Source organism: Streptomyces sp. NPDC052773 (genome assembly GCF_044547145.1).
Taxonomy (GTDB): Bacteria; Actinomycetota; Actinomycetes; order Streptomycetales; family Streptomycetaceae; genus Streptomyces.
On record NZ_JBITZX010000013.1, the window covers coordinates 122,394 to 146,612 of the forward strand.

Annotated in this window: 28 protein-coding genes; 12 read left to right on the forward strand and 16 right to left on the reverse strand. The window is 72.2% G+C overall.

All coding sequences use genetic code 11. The annotated features are described in order from the left end of the window. Positions 1 to 88 precede the first annotated feature (88 nt). The 13 genes from ACIG0D_RS26395 to ACIG0D_RS26455 all read right to left on the reverse strand — a co-directional run bounded on the left by ACIG0D_RS26395 (position 89) and on the right by ACIG0D_RS26455 (position 12,357). Positions 89 to 1,114, reverse strand: coding sequence for a peptidase (locus ACIG0D_RS26395; RefSeq protein WP_399805527.1), 1,026 nt, complete (start codon positions 1,112 to 1,114; stop codon positions 89 to 91). A gap of 162 nt (positions 1,115 to 1,276) precedes the next feature. Next, entirely contained in the window at positions 1,277 to 2,659 is a 1,383-nt protein-coding gene (locus tag ACIG0D_RS26400) for an NtaA/DmoA family FMN-dependent monooxygenase (protein WP_399805529.1), read from the reverse strand. Between the two features lie 12 nt (positions 2,660 to 2,671). After that, positions 2,672 to 3,871, reverse strand: coding sequence for an LLM class flavin-dependent oxidoreductase (locus ACIG0D_RS26405; protein ID WP_399805531.1), 1,200 nt, complete (start codon positions 3,869 to 3,871; stop codon positions 2,672 to 2,674). A gap of 75 nt (positions 3,872 to 3,946) precedes the next feature. Then, positions 3,947 to 4,834 carry a glutathione S-transferase C-terminal domain-containing protein gene (locus ACIG0D_RS26410; protein ID WP_399805533.1) on the reverse strand — a complete coding sequence of 296 codons (888 nt, stop codon included), beginning with the start codon at positions 4,832 to 4,834 and terminating at the stop codon, positions 3,947 to 3,949. 129 nt (positions 4,835 to 4,963) lie between these two features. Next, positions 4,964 to 5,089: a hypothetical protein gene (locus tag ACIG0D_RS26415; RefSeq protein WP_399805535.1), complete on the reverse strand. Its 126-nt coding sequence runs from the start codon at positions 5,087 to 5,089 to the stop codon at positions 4,964 to 4,966. A gap of 57 nt (positions 5,090 to 5,146) precedes the next feature. Then, the gene (locus ACIG0D_RS26420; RefSeq protein ID WP_399805537.1) at positions 5,147 to 6,247 is read right to left on the reverse strand and encodes an LLM class flavin-dependent oxidoreductase; all 1,101 of its coding nucleotides are present in this window, start codon (positions 6,245 to 6,247) and stop codon (positions 5,147 to 5,149) included. A 148-nt stretch (positions 6,248 to 6,395) separates the two neighbouring features. Then, positions 6,396 to 6,953 carry an NADPH-dependent FMN reductase gene (gene ssuE / locus ACIG0D_RS26425; protein ID WP_399805539.1) on the reverse strand — a complete coding sequence of 186 codons (558 nt, stop codon included), beginning with the start codon at positions 6,951 to 6,953 and terminating at the stop codon, positions 6,396 to 6,398. A gap of 33 nt (positions 6,954 to 6,986) precedes the next feature. Further along, a complete protein-coding gene (locus ACIG0D_RS26430; protein WP_399805541.1) occupies positions 6,987 to 7,967 on the reverse strand; it encodes an ABC transporter substrate-binding protein in 981 nt (326 codons plus the stop codon). A gap of 37 nt (positions 7,968 to 8,004) precedes the next feature. Continuing rightward, on the reverse strand, positions 8,005 to 8,769 hold the full coding sequence (locus tag ACIG0D_RS26435) for an amino acid ABC transporter ATP-binding protein (RefSeq protein WP_399805543.1): 765 nt from the start codon (positions 8,767 to 8,769) through the stop codon (positions 8,005 to 8,007). Next, on the reverse strand, positions 8,766 to 9,704 hold the full coding sequence (locus ACIG0D_RS26440) for an amino acid ABC transporter permease (protein WP_399805546.1): 939 nt from the start codon (positions 9,702 to 9,704) through the stop codon (positions 8,766 to 8,768). Before ACIG0D_RS26440 ends, ACIG0D_RS26435 begins: the two co-directional genes overlap by 4 nt. 3 nt (positions 9,705 to 9,707) lie before the next feature. Further along, positions 9,708 to 10,652, reverse strand: coding sequence for an ABC transporter substrate-binding protein (locus ACIG0D_RS26445; RefSeq protein WP_399805548.1), 945 nt, complete (start codon positions 10,650 to 10,652; stop codon positions 9,708 to 9,710). Beyond that, positions 10,649 to 11,176 carry a GNAT family N-acetyltransferase gene (locus ACIG0D_RS26450; protein WP_399805550.1) on the reverse strand — a complete coding sequence of 176 codons (528 nt, stop codon included), beginning with the start codon at positions 11,174 to 11,176 and terminating at the stop codon, positions 10,649 to 10,651. The genes ACIG0D_RS26445 and ACIG0D_RS26450 overlap by 4 nt, the downstream gene beginning before the upstream one ends. Continuing rightward, complete coding sequence (locus ACIG0D_RS26455) at positions 11,173 to 12,357, reverse strand: LLM class flavin-dependent oxidoreductase (protein ID WP_399805552.1); 1,185 nt, start codon at positions 12,355 to 12,357, stop codon at positions 11,173 to 11,175. Before ACIG0D_RS26455 ends, ACIG0D_RS26450 begins: the two co-directional genes overlap by 4 nt. Before the next feature lie 708 nt (positions 12,358 to 13,065). Between ACIG0D_RS26455 and ACIG0D_RS26460 the strand changes: the two genes are divergently transcribed. The 6 genes from ACIG0D_RS26460 to ACIG0D_RS26485 all read left to right on the forward strand — a co-directional run bounded on the left by ACIG0D_RS26460 (position 13,066) and on the right by ACIG0D_RS26485 (position 18,308). Beyond that, positions 13,066 to 14,247, forward strand: a complete 1,182-nt coding sequence (locus ACIG0D_RS26460; protein WP_399805711.1) for an acyl-CoA dehydrogenase family protein — start codon at positions 13,066 to 13,068, stop codon at positions 14,245 to 14,247. Between the two features lie 350 nt (positions 14,248 to 14,597). Continuing rightward, positions 14,598 to 15,056, forward strand: coding sequence for an RrF2 family transcriptional regulator (locus ACIG0D_RS26465; protein WP_399805555.1), 459 nt, complete (start codon positions 14,598 to 14,600; stop codon positions 15,054 to 15,056). Between the two features lie 127 nt (positions 15,057 to 15,183). Then, positions 15,184 to 15,285, forward strand: coding sequence for a putative leader peptide (locus ACIG0D_RS26470; protein WP_365767734.1), 102 nt, complete (start codon positions 15,184 to 15,186; stop codon positions 15,283 to 15,285). A gap of 150 nt (positions 15,286 to 15,435) precedes the next feature. After that, positions 15,436 to 16,542, forward strand: coding sequence for an ABC transporter substrate-binding protein (locus ACIG0D_RS26475; RefSeq protein WP_399805557.1), 1,107 nt, complete (start codon positions 15,436 to 15,438; stop codon positions 16,540 to 16,542). An 85-nt stretch (positions 16,543 to 16,627) separates the two neighbouring features. Continuing rightward, the gene (locus ACIG0D_RS26480; protein WP_399805559.1) at positions 16,628 to 17,422 is read left to right on the forward strand and encodes an ABC transporter ATP-binding protein; all 795 of its coding nucleotides are present in this window, start codon (positions 16,628 to 16,630) and stop codon (positions 17,420 to 17,422) included. Continuing rightward, positions 17,409 to 18,308: an ABC transporter permease gene (locus ACIG0D_RS26485; RefSeq protein ID WP_399805561.1), complete on the forward strand. Its 900-nt coding sequence runs from the start codon at positions 17,409 to 17,411 to the stop codon at positions 18,306 to 18,308. Before ACIG0D_RS26480 ends, ACIG0D_RS26485 begins: the two co-directional genes overlap by 14 nt. Here ACIG0D_RS26485 and ACIG0D_RS26490 read toward each other — a convergent pair. Beyond that, positions 18,298 to 19,002 (reverse strand): adenosylcobinamide amidohydrolase, encoded by a 705-nt coding sequence (locus ACIG0D_RS26490; protein WP_399805563.1) that lies wholly within the window; start codon positions 19,000 to 19,002, stop codon positions 18,298 to 18,300. The genes ACIG0D_RS26485 and ACIG0D_RS26490 overlap by 11 nt on opposite strands. Positions 19,003 to 19,116: 114 nt before the next feature. Here ACIG0D_RS26490 and ACIG0D_RS26495 point away from each other — a divergent pair, with 114 nt between their 5' ends. Both ACIG0D_RS26495 and ACIG0D_RS26500 read left to right on the forward strand, forming a co-directional pair. Beyond that, on the forward strand, positions 19,117 to 19,512 hold the full coding sequence (locus tag ACIG0D_RS26495) for a hypothetical protein (RefSeq protein ID WP_399805565.1): 396 nt from the start codon (positions 19,117 to 19,119) through the stop codon (positions 19,510 to 19,512). After that, positions 19,509 to 19,985 carry a hypothetical protein gene (locus ACIG0D_RS26500; protein ID WP_399805567.1) on the forward strand — a complete coding sequence of 159 codons (477 nt, stop codon included), beginning with the start codon at positions 19,509 to 19,511 and terminating at the stop codon, positions 19,983 to 19,985. Before ACIG0D_RS26495 ends, ACIG0D_RS26500 begins: the two co-directional genes overlap by 4 nt. On the opposite strand, the gene ACIG0D_RS26505 is transcribed toward ACIG0D_RS26500, so the two are convergent. Continuing rightward, positions 19,961 to 20,434, reverse strand: a complete 474-nt coding sequence (locus ACIG0D_RS26505; RefSeq protein WP_399805569.1) for a carboxymuconolactone decarboxylase family protein — start codon at positions 20,432 to 20,434, stop codon at positions 19,961 to 19,963. The two genes, ACIG0D_RS26500 and ACIG0D_RS26505, sit on opposite strands and share 25 nt — an antisense overlap. A gap of 413 nt (positions 20,435 to 20,847) precedes the next feature. Between ACIG0D_RS26505 and ACIG0D_RS26510 the strand changes: the two genes are divergently transcribed. Genes ACIG0D_RS26510 through ACIG0D_RS26520 form a run of 3 tightly spaced genes read left to right on the forward strand, consistent with a single transcriptional unit; the run spans position 20,848 to position 22,718 of the window. After that, positions 20,848 to 21,468: a DUF6230 family protein gene (locus tag ACIG0D_RS26510; RefSeq protein ID WP_399805571.1), complete on the forward strand. Its 621-nt coding sequence runs from the start codon at positions 20,848 to 20,850 to the stop codon at positions 21,466 to 21,468. Continuing rightward, positions 21,459 to 22,016 (forward strand): DUF6114 domain-containing protein, encoded by a 558-nt coding sequence (locus tag ACIG0D_RS26515; protein WP_399805573.1) that lies wholly within the window; start codon positions 21,459 to 21,461, stop codon positions 22,014 to 22,016. Before ACIG0D_RS26510 ends, ACIG0D_RS26515 begins: the two co-directional genes overlap by 10 nt. Before the next feature lie 21 nt (positions 22,017 to 22,037). Continuing rightward, entirely contained in the window at positions 22,038 to 22,718 is a 681-nt protein-coding gene (locus ACIG0D_RS26520) for a hypothetical protein (protein WP_399805575.1), read from the forward strand. 173 nt (positions 22,719 to 22,891) lie between these two features. Here the strand turns inward: ACIG0D_RS26520 and ACIG0D_RS26525 are convergent, their stop codons facing one another. Continuing rightward, positions 22,892 to 23,239 carry a hypothetical protein gene (locus ACIG0D_RS26525; RefSeq protein WP_399805577.1) on the reverse strand — a complete coding sequence of 116 codons (348 nt, stop codon included), beginning with the start codon at positions 23,237 to 23,239 and terminating at the stop codon, positions 22,892 to 22,894. Positions 23,240 to 23,457: 218 nt separating this feature from the next. On the opposite strand from ACIG0D_RS26525, the gene ACIG0D_RS26530 reads away from it, so the two are divergent. After that, positions 23,458 to 24,207, forward strand: coding sequence for a hypothetical protein (locus tag ACIG0D_RS26530; RefSeq protein ID WP_399805579.1), 750 nt, complete (start codon positions 23,458 to 23,460; stop codon positions 24,205 to 24,207). The last annotated feature ends 12 nt before the right edge of the window (positions 24,208 to 24,219 follow it).

A 24,219-nucleotide genomic window follows, 5' to 3' on the forward strand; every position in this document is an offset into this window, starting at 1 on the left:
AGAGCGACGTCGGTCAGCCAGTGGGTGACCAGCACGACGGCGCGCTCCCGGACGGTCCTGTGCCCTCCCCACGGGAGGGCACAGGGCTCTAGGAGGTCTGGGCCCTGTCGTACAGGGCCTTGGCGTCGTTGCCGAAGTACGGGCCGAACATGCGGTTCGGCAGGAACGTGTAGCCGAAGCTGTTCACCGACACCTGCATGCCCTGTCCGGTCGCCTCGTTGAAGCCGGTGAACCACGGACCGCCGCTGGAGCCGCCCGTCATGTTGCAGGCGAGGCTGTGGTCCTGGGAGAACAGGAAGTCCTTGGAGCTGTTGCCGCTGCAGTAGATCAGCTTGCTCCCGTCGTACGGGGAGGCGGCGGGGAAGCCGAAGGCGTACATCGGCTTGTTGTAGCCGCCGTTGAACTGGATGCCCTGCGCGCCGACGACCGAGGTCAGCGTCCGGCCGTTCAGCGGGGCGACGACCGCGGCGCCGACGTCGTGGTTGATGTCCTCGCTCGCCTCCCACTGCGGGGTGGTGAGGGTCTTGGTCGCGGTCCACTGGCCGTACGGCGCGCTGCCGTTGTCGTAGGCGGGCACGAAGACCCAGTTGGTGTGCCAGCTGCCCTGGTACTTGACGCAGTGGCCGGCGGTGATGACGGTGCTGGCGTTCTGGCTGGTCACGGCGTTGCCGGAGCAGGATGCGGTGCGGCCCTGGAAGGTGAAGAACACCCGGCCCGACGTCTTGACGACCGCGCCGCCGCCGGTCCACGGGCCGCCGGCCTGCGGGAAGGCGGCGGGGGCCGCCGTGGGCTCCACGGTCGTCACCGGACCCTCGGGGGCCTTGGGGGCCTTCAGCCGCTTGGCGGCCTGGGGGGTCACCAGCAGATCGAGCGGGGTGGCGCCGCGCATGCGTTCGGCCGTCCAGAAGGTGCGGGCCGAGCGCTGTTCGGCGGGGGATGGGGTGCGGGCCGCCACGGCGGTTCCCGAACCGGGGCCCGCGGCGGTGGCGTCGGTGCGCCCGGCCGGCCTGGTGCCGGCCTCTGCCGCGCCGGCGGCGCCGGCCTCGACGAGGGCTCCGGTGAACAGGGCCGTGACGGCCAGCAGTATGCCCGCGGCAGTGCGATGGCGTCTCACGCATGTCTCCTTCTGCCGTGCCCGGACGTCGCCGTCCGGGCAGGGTGGGGGTACGAAGAGCGGTGCGGATAGACGTGCGTGACGCAGCGTGCCACGAAAAACCTTTCCTGTCAGGGTCGCGTCAACGTACTTTTTGCGGGCACGACGCGCGGGCGAGGCGCTTCACGAGGCCGCCCGCTCACCGGCCGCCGCCCCCGCCGCGTCCGGGTGGGCCAGGCCGAGGTGGTCGCGCAGGGTGGTGCCCTCGTACTCGGTGCGGAACACGCCGCGTTCCTGGAGGAGCGGCACGACCTTGTCGGCGAACTCGTCGAGTCCGCCGGGGGTGAGGTGCGGGACGAGGATGAAGCCGTCGGCGGCGTCGGACTGTACAAAGTGGTCGATGGTGCCGGCGACGGTTGCCGGGGAGCCGACGAAGTTCTGGCGGTTGCCGGTCTCGATGACCAGGTCGCGGATGGACCAGTTGCGGGCCGCCGCCAGTTCCCGCCACTCGCGAGCGGTGGCGAGCGGGTCGCGGTACATGCGGACCTGGGCGCGGCCCCGGGCGATGTGGTGGCCGGAGGGGTCGGGATCGATGTCGGGGAGCGGGCCGTCCGGGTCGTAGCCGGACAGGTCGCGGTTCCAGACGAGTTCGAGGTGCTTGAGGGCGGTGGCGCCGCTGACCTGCCGGCGGCGGACCTCCCTGGCGTGTTCCTCGGCCTCGGCGTCGGTGTCGCCGAGCACGAAGGTCGCGGCGGGCAGGATGAGCAACTGGCCGGGGTGCCGGCCGTACCTGGCGAGGCGGGACTTGACGTCGGTGTAGAACGCGCGGCCGGTGTCGAGGTCGGCGTACCGGCTGAAGATCGCGTCCGCGCCGGCGGCGGCGAACTCGCGGCCCTCGTCGGAGTCGCCGGCCTGGAAGATCACCGGTCGGCCCTGGGGGCTGCGCGGGACGTTGAAGCGGCCGTGGATGTCGAAGTGGTGTCCCTCGTGGACGAAGGCGCCGGCCTTGGCGTCGCGGAGGAAGGTGCCAGTCGCCGGGTCGGCGGCGATCTCGTCGCCCCGCCAGGAGTCGAACAGTTCGGTGGCGGTGGCGAGGAATTCCTTGGCGCGCGAGTAGCGTTCGGACTCCGGGAGGAAGCCGCCGCGGCGGAAGTTCTCGCCGGTGAAGGCGTCCCAGGAGGTGACGACGTTCCAGGCTGCCCGCCCGGCCGACAGATGGTCGAGGGTGGCGAACTGGCGGGCCACCTCGTAGGGCTCGTTGAAGGTGGAGTTGATGGTGCCGGTCAGGCCGAGGCGGTCGGTGACGGCGGCGAGCGCGGACAGCACGGTGAAGGTGTCCGGCCGTCCGACGACGTCGAGGTCGTAGAGCTTCCCGCCCTGTTCGCGCAGTCGCAGTCCCTCGGCGAGGAACAGGAAGTCGAATCTTGCGCGTTCGGCGGTGCGCGCGAAGTGCGCGAAGGAGGCGAACTCTATGTGGCTGCCGGCCCTCGGGTCGCTCCACACGGTGGTGTTGTTGACGCCGGGGAAGTGGGCGGCGAGGTGGATCTGCTTCGGCGGCTTGCTCATGGGCGCACTCCCTCAGGCGGCGTAGCGGTTGGCGGGGCGGGTGAGGCCGAGGAGACCGCGCAGGGTGCCGGCCTCGTAGGCGTCCCGGAAGACGCCTCGGCGCCTGAGTTCGGGCGCGAGTTCCCGGGTGATCCGCTCCAGGTCGTGGCCGATGACGCCGGGGCGCAGCCGGAAGCCGGTGAGCCCGGCCGTCGCCAGTTCCTGGAGGTGGTCGGCCAGTCGGGCGGGCGTGCCGGTGAAGATGTCCGCGTCGCTGGTGTACGGCTGTCCGGCGAGGTCGTCGAGGCGGGCCCGGCGGTCCTCGGCCGCCGCGGGGGTGTCGTCGAGGAAGACGACCAGGTCGCCGAAGACGTGCACCGGCTCCTCGGCCCGCCCCGCCGCTCGCTGGGCGGCACGGATCTCGGCGACGGCGGCGCGGGCCTGCTCGGCACTGTGCGGGGTGACGTAGCCGAGGTCGGCCGAGCGGCCGACGAGTCGGTACGGCACGCTCTGGTGGGCGAGCGCGGTGACGACGGGCTGGCCCTGCGGCGGACGGGGCGTGATCGAGGGGCCCTTGACGTCGAACCAGCGGCCCTCGAAGTCGATGTAGTGGAGTTTGTCGCGGTCGATGAAGCGGCCGGTGGCGACGTCGCGGATCTCGGCGTCGTCCTCCCAGCTGTCCCACAGGCGGCGCAGGACCTCGACGTAGTCGTCGGCCTCCGCGAAGAGGTCGGCGATCAGTTCGCGGCCGGAGGGGGTGTCCCACTCGTCGGGGGTGAGCCGGGGGAAGGTGCGGCGGCCGAAGTGGTCCGCCTCGTCGGGGCGTGCGGTCACCTTCAGGCGCAGTCCGGCACGGCCGGTGCTGACGTAGTCGAGGGTGGCGATCGCCTTGGAGAGGTGGAAGGGCTCGGTGTGGGTGGCGACCACGGTCGGCACCAGCCCGATGTGCCGGGTGAGCGGGGCGACCCGGGCGGCGACGAGGACCGCGTCAAGGCGGCCCCGCAGCCGGTCGGTGCGGTCGTCCGGCTCCGTGGGGTGGGAGGACTGGGGCCCGAGGTCGTCCTCGATCGTGACGAAGTCGAGCAGGCCGCGTTCGGCCTCGGTGACGAGGTCGGCCCAGTAGCCGGCGGTGAACAGGTCGCGCGGCCGGGCGCTGGGGTCGCGCCAGGCGGCCGGGTGCCAGCCCGCGCCGTCCAGGGCGACGGCGAGGTGCAGGGGTGCGGATGCGGACACGGAGTACGTGCCTTTCTCTGTCGGGTCCGGGAGGTGCCGGCCCTCGTGCGGAGGGCCGGCGGCGGAGGAGAGGGGTCAGGGGCGGCAGAGGGAGGAGGTGCGGCCGGTGCCGTCCGCGATGTGGGCGGCCCAGTCCAGGATCTGCACCGCCGCGCCGGCGGCCTCCAGCCCCTGGCAGCGCGCGTGGTGGCGGCGGGCGATGCCCGGCAGGTCGAGGTGGCGGCCGAAGGCGGGGTGGGCGGCGAGCCTGCGGGCGTACGCCCACAGGTGCGGGTGGCCGGCGATGCGGTGGACCGCGGCGGCGTCCAGGTGCCGGCGGTGGACGAGGTCGAGCTGGACCAGGGTCACCCACACATGGACGTCGGCCACGGTCAACCGGTCGCCCAGGACGAAGTCGTGGAAGCCGAGCCGGGACTCGCACTGCCGCAGCGTGCCCAGCAGCCGGGCCAGGGCGGTCCGGCGTTCGCCGGCGCCGGCGCCCACGCGGCCCGCGCTCTGGGCGGCCTCCTCGACGCCGTACGTACACAGGTGCTCGACGGCGTCGAGCTCGGCCTCCGCGCCGCGCGGCCACAGCTCGCGGCGGTCCCGGCCGAAGTGGCGGGCCATGTCCCGCAGGATGTCCGGGGCGTGCGTGCTGACGATCCGTCCGGTCCACTCGTCGCTCAGCACGGGTGCCGTGGCGGGGCCGGGGTGGCGGTGGGAGCTGGCCTCGTACAGCGGGCGCAGCACCGCGTGCCCGCCGCCCGGCGCGTCCGGCACGGGCGGGAGCAGCGTCACCGGGAGGGTGTCGTCCAGGCCGAGCAGGCTGTGGGCGACGGCGAGGCGCAGCGAGTGCGGGCAGGACGGCGAGAGGTGGAGGCGGTAGCGGCGGGCGACGGCGTAGTAGCCGCTGCTCGCGTCGCCGCCGATCCTGCCCCGGAAGGAGGGCAGGGGCAGCGGGCTGGTCAGGGGTGCGGCGGGCATGTGTCTCCCTGGGTCCGGATCCGGCGTGTGGCGCGCGCGATGGCGGCGATGGGCGCACGGGAAGGCAGGGAGGAACCGCCTGCGGCGCGGGCCTGCCCGTGCGCGGGACGGTGCCGGGGGCGCCGTCCGTCAGTGGGACAGGCTCGCCGCGCTGCAGACGCGCAGGAGATCGATGTGGCGGCGGGAGGTCAGGAGCAGAGCCGGACGCCCCGCGCGCACCGCGCGGTCGGCGGACGACTCCGGACGCTCCATCATTTCCTACCTGTCCACTAGGGAATCTCTCAGGGAGTGTCGGCCCGCCGCGGTTCTCCGTCAAGAGGGCCGGGACCACAGTCCGCGCGCGGCGAGACGCGGCAGCACGTTCTCGCCGAACCAGTACGCCTCCTCCAGGTGCGGATAGCCGGAGAGCACGAACTCGTCGATGCCGAGGCCGTGGTACTCGGCGATCCGGTCCGCGACCTCGTCATGGCTGCCCACCAGCGCCGTACCGGCACCGCCGCGCACCAGCCCGATGCCCGCCCACAGATTGGGGTGGATCTCCAGACCGTCGCGCCGGCCGCCGTGCAGGGCGAGCATGCGCCGCTGCCCCTCGGACTCGCTGCGGGCCAGCCCCTCCTGGACGGCGGCCACGGTCGCGGGGTCGAACCCGTCGAGCAGCCGCCGCGCCTCGGCCCAGGCCTCCTCGGCGGTGTCGCGGGTGATGACGTGCAGCCGGACGCCGAAGCGGAGGGTGCGCCCCTCCTTCTCCGCGAGCGCCCGGATCCAGGTGGTCTTCTCCGCGACGGCGGCGGGCGGTTCGCCCCAGGTGAGGTAGACGTCCGCGTGGCGGGCGGCGACCTCTCCGGCGACGGGCGAGGACCCGCCGAAGTAGATGTCCGGGCGCGGTTCGGGCACCCGGGTGAGCCGCGCGCCCTCGACGCGCAGGTGCTCACCCGCCAGATCGACGGTCCGGCCGTCCCACAACTCCCGCACGATGTGCAGGAATTCGTCGGTACGGGCGTAACGGGCGTCCTTGTCGAGGAAGTCGCCGTAGGCGCGCTGCTCCTGGCTCTCCCCGCCGGTGACGACGTTGAGCAGCAGCCGCCCGCCGCTGTGCCGCTGGAAGGTGGCCGCCATCTGCGCGGCGAGCGTCGGGGAGACGAAGCCGGGCCGGAAGGCGACCAGGAACTTCAGCCGCTCGGTGTGCCGGCTGACCATGGCCGTGGTCAGCCAGGCGTCCTCGCACCAGGCACCGGTGGGGGTGAGGGCACCGGTGAAGCCCAGGTCCTCGGCGGCGCGGGCGATCTGGCCGAGGTAGCCGACGGTGGGCGGCCGGTTGGCCGCGGCGGCGGTGGCCGGGGTGCCGTGGCCGCCGCCGACGACGTGGCGGCTGTCGCCGTTGGTGGGCAGGAACCAGTGGAAGGTGAGGCTCATGGGCGGGTGGGGCCTTTCGCGGTCGTGCGGGGCGTGGCCGCGGGTCGGTGGGCAGTGCTGCGTCCGCGCGGCTCGGCGCGTCGGTGGGCGGTCCCGCGTCCGCGCGGGGCGGTGCGGGACGGCTGGCGGCCGCTCGTCTGACGGGTACTCATCCGGCGGCTGCCAGCAGGGTCGTACGGCCGTCGAGGGCCGCGGAGAACTGGTCGACGACCTGGAGCAGGGCCTCGGCCGGGCCGGGGGCGACGGACAGCTTGCCGTCCTCCGTCACCGCGATGTCCTTGTCGAGGGTGAACCAGCCCTGGACGATGTGTCCGGCGCCCATGGAGCTGAGCACCGGGCGCAGGGCGTAGTCGATGGCGAGGACGTGCGCGGTGGTGCCGCCGGTGGCGAGCGGCAGCACCGTCTTGCCGGTCAGGGCGTACTGCGGCAGCAGGTCGAGCAGGGACTTCAGGAGCCCGGAGTAGGCCGCCTTGTAGACGGGGGTGCCGATCACCACACCGTCGGCGCGGTCGAACAGGGCGGTCGCCTCGGCGATCGCCGGGTGCCGGACGTCCGCGCCGAGCAGCGCCTCGGCGGGCAGGGTGCGGACGTCCAGCGGGATCACCTCGTGTCCCTGGGCCGTGAGCCGCCGGTCCAGGTGGCGCAGCAGCCGGGCGGTTCGGGAGGTTGCGGACGGGCTTCCGGAGACGGACAGGACGGTGGCCATGGGGAACCCTTCGGTGTGGGTCGGGCGGGGTGGCTACTGGGCGGTCTCGGGCAGTCCGGGCGGGTTGATCTCGGACGTGGTGACGGCCTCGTCGGACAGTCCCCAGCGCTTGAGGACCTGCGCGTAGGTGCCGTTGCGGATGATTTCGTTCAGTGCGGCGGCGAGCGGCTTCACCAGGCCGCTGTCCTTCTTGGTGGTGGCCGCGATGAGGCCCTGGAGGTCGGCGCCGGCGCCGGAGTAGGTGCCGACGACCTCGGTCTCGCCGGTGGTGGCGGCGTGGTAGGCGGCGGTGGGGTGGGGGCCGAGGTAGAGGTCGATGCGGCCGGACCGGAGGGCGAGGTAGGTGTCGCTGTCGTTCTGGTAGTACTTGATGTCCACCGGCTCGCGGCCGGCCTTCTCGTTCGCCTCGCTCCACTCGATGAGCAGCTTCTCCTGGTTGGTGCCGCTGCCCACGGCGACGGTCCTGCCCGCCACGTCCTCGGGGCCGTCGACCTTCAGGCCGCTGCCCTTCTTCGCCTCGAAGCCGAGGTTGTCCTCGCGGTAGGTGGCGAAGTCGTACTTCTCCTTGCGTTCCTCGGTGACGGTGATGTTGCTGAAGCCGACGTCGTACTTGGCGCTGTCCAGGCCGACGAAGATGTTCTCCCAGGAGACGGTGTTGAGGTGCGGCTTCAGGCCGAGGACGTCGGCGACCAGGTAGGCGATGTCGGGTTCGACGCCGATGACGGTCTTGTTGTCGGTGGCGACGAAGGTGAGCGGCGCGGCGGACCCTGAGGAGTCGACGATCTCCAGGGTGCCTCTCTCGCGGATCTCCGCGGGCACTTGGGCGGCTATGGAGTCGACCTTCCCGGTGGTGACGCGGTCCTGGTCGGGACTTGTGTTGATCTTGGTCTTGGTGCCCTTGGTGTCCGCGACCTCGGTGGTGCCGCCGTCGTCGGGGTCGGCGCAGGCGGCGAGGACGAGGGCGGTGGCGAGTCCGAGGGCCGCTGCGGCGGAACGGCGGGTGAGGGTGGACACGGTGGTTCTCCTTGCGTGCGGGGTGAGGTGGGGAGGGTCAGAGGACCTTGGCCAGGAAGGCGCGGGTGCGTTCGTGACGGGGGGTGTCCAGGACGGCCGCGGGCGGCCCCTGTTCCACGACGACTCCGGCGTCCATGAAGACGACGGTGTCGGCGACCTCGCGGGCGAAGCCGATCTCGTGGGTCACGACGATCATGGTGGTGCCGCCGGCGGCCAGGTCCTTGATGACGTCGAGGACTTCGCCGACCAGCTCGGGGTCGAGGGCGGAGGTGGGCTCGTCGAAGAGCAGCACCTTGGGTTCGAGGGCGAGTGCCCGGGCGATGGCCACGCGCTGCTGCTGGCCGCCGGAGAGCTGCCGCGGGTAGGCGTCGGCCTTGTCGGCGAGACCGACCCGGTCGAGCAGCCGGCGGGCCGTCTCCTCCACGGTCCGGCGGGGGCGGCGCAGTGCGGAGACGGGCGCCTCGACGACGTTCTCCAGCACGGTCAGATGCGGGAAGAGGTGGAAGTTCTGGAAGACGAAGCCGATGTTCGTCCGCTGCCTCAGAACGTCCTTCTCCTTCAGCTCGTGCAGCTTGTCGCCGGAGCGGCGGTAGCCGATGAGTTCGCCGTCGATGCCGATCCAGCCGCGGTTCACCTTCTCCAGGTGGTTGATGGTGCGCAGAAGGGTGGACTTGCCGGAGCCGGACGGGCCGAGGATCACGGTGACCTCGCCGGTGCGGACCTGGAGGTCCACGCCGCGCAGCACCTCGTGCGGGCCGAAGCTCTTGTGGACGCCGTGGACGTCCACCATCACCTGACTCATCGGCTCTCTCCCAGGGTTTTCACGAAGCGACGGGCGCGCTGGAGCGGGGTGGGCGGCGGGGTGCGGTTCGCGCCGCGGGCGAAGTGCCGTTCGACGTAGTACTGGGCGACCGAGAGCACGGTGGTCAGGACGACGTACCAGGCGGTGGCGACGAGCAGCAGCGGGATCACCCGGCCGTTGCGGCCGTAGATCACCTGCACCTGGTAGAACAGCTCGCCGATCGACATGACGTAGACCACCGAGGTGCCCTTGAGCAGGCCGATGATCTCGTTGCCGGCGGTGGGCAGGATGGCGCGCATGGCCTGCGGCAGCACGATCCGGCGGATGCGGCGCAGCCGGGGGATGCCGAGCGCGGCGGCGGCCTCCAGCTGGCCGGGGTCGACGGAGATGACTCCGCCGCGGACGATCTCGGCGGCGTAGGCGGCCTGATGGAGCGTCAGCCCGATGACGGCGGCGCCGATGGTGCCGATGAGGCTGTTGCTGTCGACGGACCAGAAGACCGGGCCGAAGGGGATGCCGACGCCCAGCCGCTCGTACAGGGCGCTCAGATTGAACCAGAACACCAGCTGCACGATCATCGGGATGGACCGGAAGATCCAGATGTACGTCCAGGCCACGGTCCGCAGCACCGGGCTGTGCGACAGCCGCATGAAGGCGAGCACGGTGCCGAGGAGGAAGCCGAGGACGGTGGCGTAGGCGGTGAGCTGGAGGGTCACCCACACGGCCTGGACGATCGTCTCGGAGAAGACGTAGTCGGCGAAGACGTGCCACTCCCAGACCGGGTTGGTGGCCAGGCCGTGCGCGAACTGGGCGACCAGCACGAGAACGGCGACGGCGGCGGCCCAGCGGGCGGGGTGCCGGGCGGGGACGACCTTCGACTCGGCTGTTCTGTCGCCCAGTCGCTCGGCCGGTGGGGTGAGGGTGTCGCTGCTCATGGGTCACCTGTGCTCGGGTGGGTTGATCCGCGAGGCGTCGATCGCGGAGGCGGTGGTGCCCCACTTGGCGAGGATCTCGGCGTAGGTGCCGTCCTCGATCAGCTCGTTGACCGCGGCCTGGAAGGCCTTGGTGAGCGGGGAACCCTTCTTGAAGGCGAGGCCGACGTCGAGCCGGTGGTACTCGCCGAGGAACGTCGTCTGCGCCGCCGGCTGGGACGCCTGATGGCGCAGGCCGTTGATGGTCGACATCACCACGTCGATACGGCCCTGCTGGAGGGCGGTGAGGATCGCCGCGTCCTCCGAGTAGACCTTCACGTCGTAGGGCTTCTTGCCGGCCTTGGCGCACACGCCCTTCTCCGCTTCGAGGGTCGCCTCGAAGGTGGTGCCGGCGCCGGTGCCGACGGTCAGCCCGCACAGCTGGGTGAGGTCGGTGACCTTGCCCTTGAGGGCGGTGCTGCCCTTCTTCACGGCGAAGCCCTGGCCGTCGTTGACGTACGTGACGAAGTCGATCCGCTTCAGGCGCTCGGTCGTGACGCCGAAGTTGCCGGTGCCGACGTCGTACTTGCCGCTGCCGAGGGCGGGCAGGATCGACTCGAACGAGGCCTCCTGGCGGTCCAGTCGCACGCCGAGGACCCTGGCGACCGCGTCGGCGAGGTCGATGTCCAGGCCGGCGGGCGCCCGGTCGGAGCCGTTCGGGTAGTAGGCGCTGGGCGGGTCGCCGATGGAGCTGCCGACGCGCAGGGTGCCCGACTTCCGTACGTCGGCGGGCAGCAGCGCGGCGATGGAGTCGACGGTGCGCACGGCCGCCACGGGGTCGCCGGTCGGCGCGGGGGACGCCTGGACGCCCACGGCGGTGGTGCCGGGTGTGCCGCCGGAGCCGCAGGCGGTCAGCGCGAGGAGGGGCAGCAGGGCCAGGCCGAGGGCGGGCGCGGTGGCTCGGAGGTTCACAGGGTGGCTGCCTTTCCCGTGGGTGCGCTGGTTCGGTGGGCCCGCGGGAGGTGCTTCTCGAAGGGCAGCGGGCCGATGGTCTCCGGATCGGCGTCCGGGTCGAAGAGGGGGGTGTAGCCGGTCGCCAGGTACAGGCCGCGGGCCTCGGGCTGGCGGGGTCCGGTGGTCAGGTACACGCGCCGGTAGCCGCGGGCGGCGGCCTCGCGTTCGAGTTCGGCGACGACGCGCCGGGCGAGGCCGCGCCGCCGGTGCGCGGAGTGCGTCCAGATCCGTTTCAGCTCGGCGGTGCCGGCGTCGTAGCGGCGGAAGGCGCCGCCCGCGACCGGCTCGCCCGCTTCGAGGAGGAGCAGCAGGACGCCGCCGTACGGCGCGGTGAACTCCTCGTCGGGGTAGCGGGCCAGCTCTTCGTGGGCGTCCTTGCCGTAGCGGCGGGAGTACTCCTCGCCGAGTTCGCGCAGCAGGGGGCGCACTCGGGGGTCGGAGACGGGTACGTGGACGACCGTCAGGTCGGGGGCGGAGGTCATGCCCGCACCGCCGCGAGGGACTGGGAGGCCGCGCTGGGGTCGGCGTCTCGCTCGGCGGTGGGTTCGGCGGTGTGTTCGGCGGCGTGCTTGGCGGCGCGTTCGGCGTCGCGCTTGGCGACCTCCTCGCGGACGATCGGGATCACGTACCGGCCGAAGTCGATGGCGTCGTCCAGGAGGTCGTAGCCGCGGGCGGAGAGGATGTCGACGCCGAGGTCGTAGTAGTCGAGCAGCGCCTGGGCGACCGTCTCGGGGGTGCCGACCAGGGCGTTGGAGTTGCCCGCGCCGCCGGTGGCGGCGGCCGTCGGGGTCCACAGAGCGCGGTCGTAGCGCTCCCCCGCCTCGGCGATGGCGATCAGCCGCTGGGAGCCGGTGTTCTCGGGGGCCGTGCCGCGGTGGTGGCGGACAAGTCCGGCCTCGCGGCGCCGGCGGATGGCGTCCACCGTGCGGTGGGCCTTCTCCCAGGCCAGTTCCTCGGTGGGGGCGATGATCGGCCGGAAGGCCACCTGGATGCGGGGCGTGTCGGTGCGGCCCGCGGCCCGCGCGGCGGCCTTGACGGCCTCGATCTGCTCGGCCGTCTTCTCCAAGGGCTCGCCCCACAGGCAGTAGATGTCGGCCTCCGCGCCGCCGGCGGCGTACGCGGCGGGCGAGGAGCCGCCGAACGAGACGGCGGGGCGCGGCTGTTGGACGGGGAACACATCGCTGACGAAGTCGTGGAAGCGGTAGTGGTCGCCTTCGTGGTCGAAGGGCTCGTGGGTGGTCCAGATCTTCTTGACGATCCGGATGTACTCGCGGGTGCGGGCGTAGCGCTGGTCCTTGGTGAGGGTGTCGCCCTCGCGGGCCTGCTCGTGGTCGTTGCCGCCGGTGATGAAGTGCACGGTCAGCCGGCCCTCACTGATCTGGTCGAGGGTGGCGAACGTCTTCGCGGCGAACGTCGGGTACGAGACGTTCGGGCGGTGGGCGAGCAGGATCTGCAACCGCTCCAGCCTGCTCGCGACGTAGGCGGCGGCCGGGGCGGGGTCGGGCGATCCGGAGCCGTAGGCGAAGAGCACCCGGTCCCAGCCGTGCTCCTCGTGGGCGCGGGCGAGGCGGAGGGTGTACTCCTTGTCGAAGGCGGCGCCGGAGCGCGGGGTGGTCTCTGAGCCGTCGTTGGTGGCGGCGATGCCAAGGAACTCCACGGGCATGGAAGAGGGCCTTTCCTCGGGTGCGCTGGGGCGGGCCGTGCCGTGGGGGGGCGTACGGGTACGGCGGAGCGGCCGTCAGCGCGGAACCGGGTGATGAAGCGGAACCGGGTGCAGCGGAACCAGGTGGTGAACGGGTGTGACGACGCCCGGGCGTGGGCCTCGGGCGGGGCGAGGGGTGGCGGCAGCGCGGGTGCGGTGCGGACGCGGGTGCCGGTGGCGGGGCGGCGGAAACCGCCTGTTCGTCATCGGCCCGTCGACGGGACGGCCGAGGAAGAGAGGAAGAAGGGGCCGGTCAGACGGCCCGCTGCCGCGTCAGGCGCAACACGCCGCGGACCACACTCGACCGAAGTCGATGTGGTCACGGGTGACCAGGCGCTGCTCGGCGTTCATGCGATTACTTGAGCAGTACATCGCATGTCTCGTCAACTGCGGCTCGGATGGCGGACCGTGGCGGGCCGGGGTGCGGGTGCCGCGAGGCGGCGGTCCTGTCGCGGCGACTTTCCTAGTTTCCCTATCGATTTACTAGGAAAGTATTGACGGTGGTTCAGAAGGGTGCGCAGGATGAGCCACATGCCCACAGCCGCCGCGCCGCACCGACCCGCCACGGAGCCCGAGCGAACGGGGCCCGCGCCAACGGAGCCCGACCGCACCGGATCCGGCGGCACGGGAACCGATGGGACGGGATCCGGCGTGACGGGGCCCGATCGGATGGTGCCCGACCGGACGCACTGGCTGCGCGTGGCGCGCGAGACGGCCGACGACCTGGCCACCGACGCGGTCGCCCGGGAGCAGGCCGGCAAGGCGCCGTTCGACGAGGTGTCCCGGCTGCGCGAGGCGGGCCTGCTGACGCTGCTGGCTCCGGCCGAACTCGGGGGCGGCGGCGCGGACTGGCCCACGGCCTACGCCGTCGTCCGGGAGATCGCCGCCGCCGACGGGGCGATCGGCCAGCTGCTGGGCTGTCACACCTTCCTGTCGTGGAGCGCCCGGTTCCTCAACGAGCCCGCGCTCGCCGCACTGATCGACCGGCGCTCCGCCGCGGAGCAGTGGTACTGGGGCGGCGGCCTGGCCCGCCAGGAGCCCTCGCTGGCGCTGACCCCGACCGCCGACGGCCAGGTGCTGGACGGCCGGCAGAGCTACGTCACCGGGGTGCTGGTCGCCGACCGTATCGCCGTGCGGGCGGTGCGCGCCGAGACCGGGGAACCCGTCGCCGTCCTGGTCGACCCGGCCGCTCCCGGCGTACGCGTCGACAACGATGCCGAGACCTTCGGCCAGCGGCTCGCGGCCGGCGGCAGTGTGGAGTTCGACGCGGTGCCGGTGGCCGCCGGCGACGTCCTCGGGTCCCTGTCCGCGGACGAGGAGGTGCTGTCGCCCCGGGCCGCCCTGGTGTCGCCCGTGGGACGGCTGCTGTCCGTCCAGCTCCAGCTCGGCATGGCCGACGGCGTGCTCGCCGAGGCCCGTGACTACGCCCGCGCGGGCCACGCGCCCTGGCACCCCGCCTGGCCGGTCGGCTCCCCGCACGACCCGCACGTCCTGACCGCGTTCGGCGAGCTGGCGGTCCTCGTCAGGGCGGCGTCCGCCCTCGCCGACCAGGCGCTGGCCGCGGTGTGCGCCGGGCTGGCCAGAGGCGACGACCTGACCTTCGAGGAGCACGCGGAGATCGCCGTGGTGGTGGCCATGGCGGAGGCCGCCGCCTCCCGGGCCGCGCAGGAGTCCACCGCCCGCGCCCTCGACGTCGTCGGCGCCCGCTCGACCTCGGCCCGGCTGGGCCTCGACCGCTTCTGGCGCAACGCGCGCACCCACACCTTGTACGAGCCCGTCGCGCACCGGCTGCGCGATGTCGGGGACTACTTCCTCAACGGAGCGCATCCGCCGTTCGCGCTGCCGCTCTGACCCCGCCCACGAGGGCGCGCCCACGGAGGACGCCCCCAAGAGGCCCGCGGAGCCGCCCGGCAAGAGGCCTGCGGAGCCGCCCGGGGCCTACGGAGCCGCCCGGAGGCCTACGGAGCCCACCCTCAAGAGCTCCACGGAGGCCCGCCCGCGGAGGCCGCCGGCGCCGCGCCGACGCGCCGCCCTCGGAGCCCCGCCCCCGGAGCCCCGCCCCCGGTGGCCCGCCCGCAGAGACCCGCCCACGGCGACCCACCGCGAAGCCCGCCCGACCGGACCCCGACCGACCGGACCCCGACCGACCGGACCCCGACCGCGCCGGAGGAGACGGCCGGGACCTGCGGGATAATGGCCGTATGCGGATCTCAGCCAGGGCGGACTACGCGGTACGTGCCGCACTACAGCTCGCCGCCTCACGGGACGACGGCCCACTCAAGGCGGAGGCGATCGCGGCTGCCCAGGACATTCCGCACAAGTTCCTGGAGAGCATCCTCAACGACATGCGCCGCGGCGGTCTGGTGCTCAGCCAGCGCGGCGGCAACGGCGGCTACCGGCTGGCCAAGCCCGCCGAGTCCATCAGCATCGCCGACGTCATCCGCGTCGTGGACGGACCACTGGTCTCGGTGCGCGGGGTCCGGCCCCCCGAGCTGTCCTACACCGGGCCCGCCGAGTCGCTGCTGCCCCTGTGGATCGCGCTGCGGTCCAATGTGCGCGAGATCCTGGAGGGCGTCTCGCTCGCCGACGTCGCCTCGGCCCAGCTGCCTGCGGATGTGTCCGCGCTGACCCACGCCCCGGACGCCTGGGTGAACCCCTGACCCCAGCCTGATCCCAGAACCTGGGATACCGAAGTCCACCATGTGAACACCCTCTTGGGGTAGGGACGTGTTTCTGCCACGATCCCTAGCAGCCAGGTAGGAAAACTAGGAAACTGCGGGGGTTGCCATGCGCGTGCTCGACCACGCAGATCCGCTCCTGCCTCGGCTGACCTCGCGCCGCCACATCGACCTCGGCCGTGTCTCCAGCGCCATCTGTCGTCTCGTCTGAGACCGCCGCAGCGTCACCGGCCCGCGCGGCACACCGCCGCGCCCCCTTCCCGCCGCCCGCCCCGCCCGCGCTCCCTCGCCGGCGGCCGGCCCGGCACACCCATGGCCTGACGAAGGCCTCCTGTTCCCGCCTTCCCGAGAGGACACCTCCGTGTCTGCCGCACGACCGCTCACCACCCTGCGCGCCCTCGCCGCGATAGCGGCACTCCCCCTCCTGCTGACCGCCTGCGGCTACGGCTCCGACGCACAGGACGACACCCCGCGGGCGGAGGTCGCGGCGGACGCCGAGAAGCTCTCCACCGACGAGGTCCGGATCGGCTACTTCCCCAACCTCACACACGCCACCGCCTTGGTCGGCCGTGAACAGGGCTTCTTCCAGAAGGAGTTGGGCGGCACCGAGGCGAAGTACGCCACCTTCAACGCGGGCCCCTCGGAGATCGAGGCGCTGAACTCGGGGTCCATCGACATCGGCTGGATCGGCCCCTCCCCCGCCATCAACGGCTTCACCAAGTCGGGCGGCAAGAACCTGCGCATCATCGGCGGTTCGGCGTCCGGCGGGGTGAAGCTGGTGGTGAACCCGGAGAAGATCAAGTCCCTGAAGGACGTCAAGGGCAAGAGGATCGCCACCCCGCAGCTCGGCAACACGCAGGACGTGGCGTTCCTCAACTGGATCGCCGAGCAGGGCTGGAAGGTCGACGCGCAGAGCGGCAAGGGCGACGTGTCCGTCGTCCGCACCGACAACAAGATCGCGCCGGACGCCTACAAGTCCGGTTCGATCGACGGCGCGTGGGTGCCGGAGCCGACCGCGTCGAAGCTGGTCTCCGAGGGCGCGAAGGTGCTGCTCGACGAGTCCGATCTGTGGCCGGACAAGAAGTTCGTGATCACGAACATCATCGTGTCGCAGGACTTCCTGAAGAAGCACCCGGACGTGGTCGAGGCCGTGCTGCGCGGCGCGGTGAAGAGCAACGAGTGGATCGACGCCCACCCCGACGAGGCGAAGGCCGCGGCCAACGAGGCACTGAAGCGGGAGTCCGGCAAGGCGCTGCCCGCCGAGGTCATCGACCCGGCCTGGAAGTCGATCACCTTCCTCGACGATCCGCTGGCCGCCACCCTCGACACCCAGGCCGAACACGCGGTCAAGGCCGGCCTGCTGGAGCAGCCGGAACTGAAGGGCATCTACGACCTCACGCTGCTCAACAAGGTCCTCGAGGCCAAGGGTGAGGCCACCGTCGACGACGCCGGACTCGGCGCCGAGTAACCGAGCGAGTCGAAGAGCCGGGCCGGTCGGCCGCACCGCCGACCGGCCGGGCCACGAACCCGAGAGTCCCCAGGAGGTGACGACCATGGCCACAACCCTCGCCAAGGCCGCCGACGGTACCGAGACGACGGCCGCCGCGCACGCCGCCCGCATCGAGCACGTCTCGAAGTCGTTTCCGGGCCCCGCCGGGCAGCAGCTCGTCCTGGACGACATCAGCCTCGATGTCGCGCCCGGCGAGTTCGTCACGCTCCTCGGCGCCTCGGGCTGCGGCAAGTCCACCCTGCTCAACCTGGTGGCCGGGCTGGACAAGCCGTCCGCCGGGTCCGTCACGACCGACGGCCGCCCCGCCCTCATGTTCCAGGAGCATGCCCTCTTCCCGTGGCTGACGGCCGGTCAGAACATCGAGCTGGCACTGAAGCTGCGCGGCGTCGCCAAGGCCGAGCGTCGGCCCGAGGCGCAGCGGCTGCTGGAACTCGTCCGGCTGAAGGACGCGCACCGCAAGCGGGTGCACGAGCTGTCCGGCGGTATGCGCCAGCGCGTGGCCATGGCCCGCGCGCTCGCGCAGGACAGCAGGCTGCTGCTGATGGACGAGCCGTTCGCGGCGCTGGACGCCATCACCCGGGACGTACTGCACGACGAACTGACCCGCATCTGGAGCGAGACCGGACTGTCGGTGCTGTTCGTGACGCACAACGTGCGCGAGGCCGTGCGGCTCGCGCAACGCGTGGTGCTGCTGTCGTCCCGCCCGGGCCGCATCGCGCGCCAGTGGACGGTGGACATCCCGCAGCCGCGCCGTATCGAGGACAGCGACGTCGCCGAGCTGTCCCGGGAGATCACCGAAGAACTGCGTGGGGAGATCCGCCGCCATGGCCAGCACTGACACGTCCGTCGACGCACCCGTCAAGGACGGCGGCGACCTGGCCGGCCTGGAGGCCGGTCTGGACGCCCTGGAGACGGTCGAGTCGGGCCGCACCCCGCTGCGCGAGACCCTGCTGCGCAAGGTGCTGCCGCCGGTCACCGCCGTCGCGCTGGTACTGGTGGTCTGGCAGCTGCTGGTGTGGGCGAAGGTCGCGCCCGACTACAAGCTGCCCTCCCCGGCCGCCGTCTGGGGCGAGGTGGAGACGGCCTGGCTCCAGGGCACCCTGCTCGACTACATCTGGACCTCCGTCTCCCGCGGCCTGCTCGGCTTCCTGCTGGCGCTCGCCATCGGCACGCCGCTGGGACTGCTGGTCGCCCGGGTGGGCTTCGTCCGCGCCGCCCTCGGTCCCGTCCTGTCCGGGCTGCAGTCGCTGCCCTCGGTGGCGTGGGTGCCGCCGGCGGTCATCTGGCTGGGCCTGAACGACTCGATGATGTACGCCGTGATCCTGCTCGGCGCGGTTCCGTCCATCGCCAACGGCCTCGTCGCGGGCATCGACCAGATCCCGCCGCTGTTCCTGCGCGCCGGGCGGACCCTGGGCGCGACCGGGCTGCGCGAGGCCCGGCACATCGTGCTGCCGGCCGCGCTGCCCGGCTACCTGGCCGGGCTGAAGCAGGGCTGGGCGTTCTCCTGGCGGTCCCTGATGGCCGCCGAGATCATCGCCTCCTCCCCCGATCTCGGCGTCGGCCTCGGCCAGTTGCTGGAGAACGGGCGGAACAACGCCAGCATGTCGCAGGTGTTCCTGGCGATCTTCCTGATCCTGCTCGTCGGGATCGCCATCGACCTGCTGATCTTCAGCCCGCTGGAGCGGCGGGTGCTGCGCGGCCGGGGCCTGCTGGTCAAGGGCTGACGGCGGCGCGTACGGCCCGGTGCACGGCTCGGGCCAGCCGGGCGCCCCACAGGGAACGCGGCCCGGCGAAGGCCTGCGCCTCGTCTCCGGGGCGCGGTACGGCGGCGGCGACGCACACCGCGTCGGTGGGGGTGCCGGAGCAGTCGAGGCCCGCGTCCAGCAGTGCCTGGACCTTGGCCTCGGTCGCCGTCGCCACGGCGTTGACCAGGGCCGCGTCGGTCAGCGGCACGGGCAGCGCGACGACGATGTTGATCGTGCCGGGGGCGGCCGGCACGGCGGTGCCCTCCCCGGCGGAGGCGGCCCAGCCCCGCACGCTCACGCCGGCGGTGACGACGGCTTCCGCGCCACCGTCGCCGGCGTGGGCGTACGCCGACACATCGGCCGCCGTCATCAGACCTACGCCCGCTCCGGACAGGCCCATGGCGTCCGCCAGCTCCGCCAGGTGCCGTTCGGGGTCGTGGCGCCGATAGCCGTGGGCGACCTGGGCGTTGAGCACCCAGGCGCGTTCGCCGATGCCACCGCCCAGGACCGCGTTGCTGATCATCCGCTGTCCGGGCCCCGGCGCCCACAGCAGCGCGGGCAGCCGCTCGCCGTCCTCCCAGCGGCTGAGACATTCCACGGACAGCGGCCCGGGCGCGGGACGCGGCCGGGGGACGAGCGGGGACACGGGGCGCGAACACCTCAACTGACTCATCCGGACGGGGGACCGGCCGATCGTACGTGCTTCGGGCCATCCGTGGATCTTGTGACACCGCTGTGACCGGACGAGTGGCCTCCGCCACAGCTCGATCCGCGGTGCCCTGGTGAGGTGGAGAGCCCTTGTCTCGACCACTCGACCGGACCGGTCGTTTCCGCACCGGGAAGGAGCGAGTTGATACGCCGCTGCTGGGCGCCGCTGCTCGTGAATCTGCTGATCGGCATCCCGATGACCGTCGTGGTGCTGTGCGCCCGCTGGTACGCGGCCCACGGGCACTGCGACTACGACGACCTCAAGCTCCGTGACCTGGACGGGTGTTCCTACGACCAGATCGAGAACAGCGGCTGGGTGCTGGGCGCACTCGTCGTCACCGGCCTGCTGGTACTGCTGCTCGTTCTCGTCGCCGACGTGTTCGGTCCGCGCAGCCGCCGGCGTCCGCTCGGTCCGGGGCTGCTCACCCTGCCCGCCGTGCTACTGCCCTACGTCCTGCTCACCCTGGCCACATGACACCGCTCGCGGTCTTCGTGGCGCTCGTGGTCTGCTGGGTCGCGCTGCGCGGTTTCCTGGCGTATCCGCTGCTGCCGGGCTGGGTGAAGGCCGTGGCGCTGTGCTGTGCGCCGGGCGCCGCCCTCGCGTGGTCGGCCGTCGTGACCGCGGACGACGCCTTCCTGTTCCCGGAGACGGCCCCGTGCCCCGCCGAACCGCTGCGCGAGGGCGTCATCGGGCACGGCGAGGTCCGGGGCGTCTCCACGCCGTTCCCGCCACGGGCGTACTGCCGGTGGGAGGACGGCACCACCTACGCGCTCGCGCCGACCGCCGAGTCGCTGTTCTGGGGCTGCTTCGCGGTGACCGCCGTAGCGCTCGTCCTCGGGCTGTGGTTCGCGCTGCGCGCTCCGAGGGCGCTGCTCCGGCCGGCGGTCACCGCGAGCCCGCTCGGTCGAGGAACGGCGGACCGTCAGGCGAACTGGCCGACCCGGTAGTCGCCGGCGGGCTGCTGGACGAGGACGTTGACCCGGTTGAAGGCGTTGATGAGCGCGATCAGGGACACGAGCGCGGTGAGCTGCTCCTCGTCGTAGTGCTTGGCGGCGTTGGCCCAGACCTCGTCGGAGACCCCGCCGGCCGCGTCCGCTGTCCGGGTGCCCTCCTCCGCCAGTTCGAGCGCGGCGCGCTCGGCGTCGGTGAAGACCGTCGCCTCCCGCCAGGTCGCGACCAGGTTGAGCCGTACCGCCGACTCCCCCGCGGCGGCGGCCTCCTTGGTGTGCATGTCGGTGCAGAAGCCGCACCCGTTGATCTGGCTCGCGCGGATCTTCACCAGCTCCTGTGTCGCGGCGGGCAGCGACGAGTCCCCGATGGCCTTGCCCGCCGCGACGAAGTGCTTCAGGACCTGCCCGGCGAGGGGGCTGCCGAAGACGTTCAGTCGAGCGCTCATGGTGTTGTTCTCCTCTGCCGTTTCACCGTTTCGATGACTGCACCGGTATGACGGAACGGCCCGGCAGGGATGTGACAGCGAGGAATGTGACCTGCGTCTCCCTCGCCTCAGGGGTGGGGAGGGGTCCCGCGCAACGAACCGGCCATGGTCGACGACAGCGGCATCGGCGCCCTGAGCGGCCGGAAGAAAGCGGTTCCCCGGCCCCGCGCGGGGCGGAAACATGACCGAATTTCCGTTCGTCCGGCAACTATGCCAACACCCACTGGCGCCTTTAACCTGACTCGCCAGTAACCCTCGCACGACCTCCTACGGCGCGACCCCGGCGCGGCCCGTGCCCGCCCCGCTCACGCCGTCGATCCGTCACGCCTCTTCCCGACAGGGTGCTCTTTTCCGCCACCGAAAGGACAAAGAGGATGAAAGACGAGCAAGGCAGACAGGTAGTGGGCCGGATCCGGTGGAGACGGTTCGCGCTGCTCGCCGTCCCCGGCTGCGCGGCCACCGCCGCCCTCGGCATCGCCCTCGCCCAGGGCGCGCTCGCCGCCTCGTTCGCCGTCTCGGGGCAGCAGTTCAAGGTCTCCGCCGACCGGCTCACCGGTGAGGGCTTCGCCCAGTACGGCAACATCGACACCAACGCCCGGGGCGATCTGCTCCCCGTCGCCACCGTCGGCATCAGGACCGCGAAGATCGACAGCCTGTGTCAGTCGGTGGTCACCAGTCTCCCGGTGATCGGCGACATCTCCCTGAACCTCACGGCCGGGACCGGCGGCACCCCCGTCGAGGCGAAGGACCTGTTCCTCGACGCCACCCAGCTCGAGGGAAACGCATCCTTCCGCAACATCGAGATCGGCCGGGACGCCTCCACGCTCGACAAGGGGCCCGACGGCGCCCAGGGCATGCAGGACGCCTTCTCTCAGCAGGCCGACGACCTCACCATCACCGGCCTCAAGCAGGTGGCGTGGGCCGCCAACGCCGGCACCTTCAAGCTCTCCGGGCTCAAGATGAAGATCACCAAGGGGACGAAGGAATGTTTCTGAGCCGGCGCGCGTGGCGCACCTGGCGCCGCGGCCGGCCCTTCTGGGGCGGCCTGGTCACCGTCCTCGCCGGCGCCGAGATCAGCGTCCTGCCCCTGGCTCCGCTCGAGGTCATGCTCCAGCAGGGCATCGCCGGGCTCCCGTCGGTCCTGCTCGGCCTGATGATGATCGTGATGGGCCTGTCCGCGTGGGTCGCGCCGCACTACCGCGGACTGGCCGGCGTGGTCACCGTGCTCCTCGCCGTCGCCGCGCTGGTCATGTCCAACCTGGGCGGGTTCCTCATCGGGACGGTCCTGGGCATCGTCGGCGGCTCGATGATCTTCGCGTGGCAGCCCTTGCCGGCGGCCACAGAACCGGCCGAGCCCGCTGAACGGGCAGAACCGGCCGGACCCGAGGGATACGCCCAACCCTCGGAACTCCCGGAACCTTCGGAACCCACGGACCCCACGGAACCCACGGGACCCGTCCCCGCTCGCACGTCACCCCCCACGGCCACCACCCCGCACGACGCCACACCATCCGCTCACCCGACGTCCGTCGAACACCACTGATTCGAGAGGAAGGGTCAAGACATGCCATCACGTCCCCACCGTGTGCGCGCCCTGCTCGCCGCCGGCACCGGTACCGCCGCGACCGCCGCGTTACTGCTCGCCGGCTCCACCGCCGAGGCGCGCACCGCCGCCGAGGCACCGTCCGCCGCCGAGTCGACCACCGTCACCCCGGCCGGGCACGCCTACAAGGCCACCCTGTCCGGCAAGGCCACCTTCAAGGCGGGCAGCGTGACCCTGACCTGCTCGGTCTCCACGACCACCGGCCAGGTCCCGGCCGCCCCCGGCAACCACAACAGCGCGGGCCCGGTGGCCTCCACCCTCGCCGCGCCCACCTTCAGCTCCTGCACGTCGAGCATGCCCGGCGTGACCCCCACCATCACCACCAGCGGCACCTGGGGGATCTCGGTCCAGAACGGCTCCCCGGACACCGGAACCCTGACCGTGCCCCAGGGCGGCCTGGTCGTGAAGACCACCGGTCTCGCCACCTGCACCATCACGTCGGCACCGAGCGGCCCCGCGTCCATCACCGGCACCTGGACCAACGGCGCGCCGTCGAGCCTGTCCTTCGTCAACGCCGTCGTACCCGTGACCGTCACCGGCACGTTCGGCTGCCCGACCAGCGCGACGACCTCCACCGTCAACCTGGCCTACACCGTGTCCGACACGACCGACCCCGCCCAGCAGATCACCGTCGATCCCTGACCGGCCCTGGCACCCAGGGTGCGCAGGCTCGCCTGCGCACCCCCGGCCCTCGGACAGCCGAATTGCCGACCGGTCAGCCGGTCATCCGGTGGGCAGACCGAGCCCGTAGTAGGTGACGTCGTACCCGTCCACGTACTCGGCCTCACCGCCGACGATCAGGTCGGTGGGCTCGCTCACCCCTTTCGCCCGCGCCGTGGCGGCACGAAGGGGGCGCCCCACAGGGGTCCGCTGTCGTAGAAGGGGCCCAAGTCGCCGTGCGATCCCATGACGGACGGCTTGCCCAGCGCCGCGGTCACGGCCTCGCGGGCGGTCCGGAAGGCGTCGGCCTGCGCGGCGGCGTCCGGCGCGGCGACCGCCACCGGCACGGTCGGCTCCACGTACGACTCTCCGCTGACGTAGGCCTGTTCGTACCTCCCGACCGGGCGGAGACGGGCCTCCCCCGTGGCCCGGCCGGTGGCCCGGCCGGTGGCCACGACGGTCTCGTCCGCCGCCCCCGTCCACTCCCAACCAAGCCCGCCCACCAGGGCCTTCACCCGTCCGGCGTCCAGCCACCGGTGTCCGCCGCGACGAGCCGCCGGACGAGATCCGCGATGGACTCCTCATCGATGCTTCCCCGTTGTGGTGTCCACGTGATCATCGCGCCGTGTCCCGGGCCGGGCCCCGGAGGCGGGGCCCCCACCGCCTCGGGCAGCCGCACATCCGGGAGTACGAGGCCCCGTGGATCTGCTTGGATGACGAGATGACAAGTGGTTCCCCGGCCGGCAGCCGCCCGGACGACGCGGGCTCCGGCCTCCTCACCACCTTGCTGAACCGTGCCGCCACCGGCCGCGACGGTCAGGCGTGGAGCGACCTGTGGACGGGGCTGTACCACAACGGCTCTCTCGACGTGTCCGATCCGCTGTTGTTTCCCGCCCTGATGACCATGGCCGAGGGCGACGACGCCGACACGGCGGCATCGGCGCTCCACCTGGCGGGTGCCCTCCTCACTCAGGCCGACCAACGTCACGAGACCCGGGAACTGCGCGAGCGGCACGCCTCCGAAGTCGCACGCCTGCTGGCCGCCGCGCACCGGTGGCGGCAGTCCGCACCGGACCGGAACGCGTACTGCCACCTGCTGGAGACGGTGCTGAACCTGGAGGGGGAGGTCGACTGGGCGGAGGACCTGATCTGGGGCATCGTCAGCGAGGAGTACGAGCTGGAGTGCCCCGATCCGGACGGCTGCACGGTGGTCTGGGTGGTCATCGGTGAGCGGGGCTTCTTCAGCACGTCCGAGGACTACGCCCTGTCCGAAGACGTCAGAGCACTCCTCCTTCGTCCGGCCGATCCCGCCGCCCTCGACGGCCCGGGACGCCGTCTCCACGAGCTGGCCCTGGCGGACGGCCACGAGGACGTGGCGCAGGCCCTGACCTACGCCTTCGGCGAGGCGACGTGCCCGGAGTGCGAAAGAAGCTTCTCCGTCGTCGGGCAGGTCGTCGCGCGTTCGAGCTGAGAAGCCGGGCCG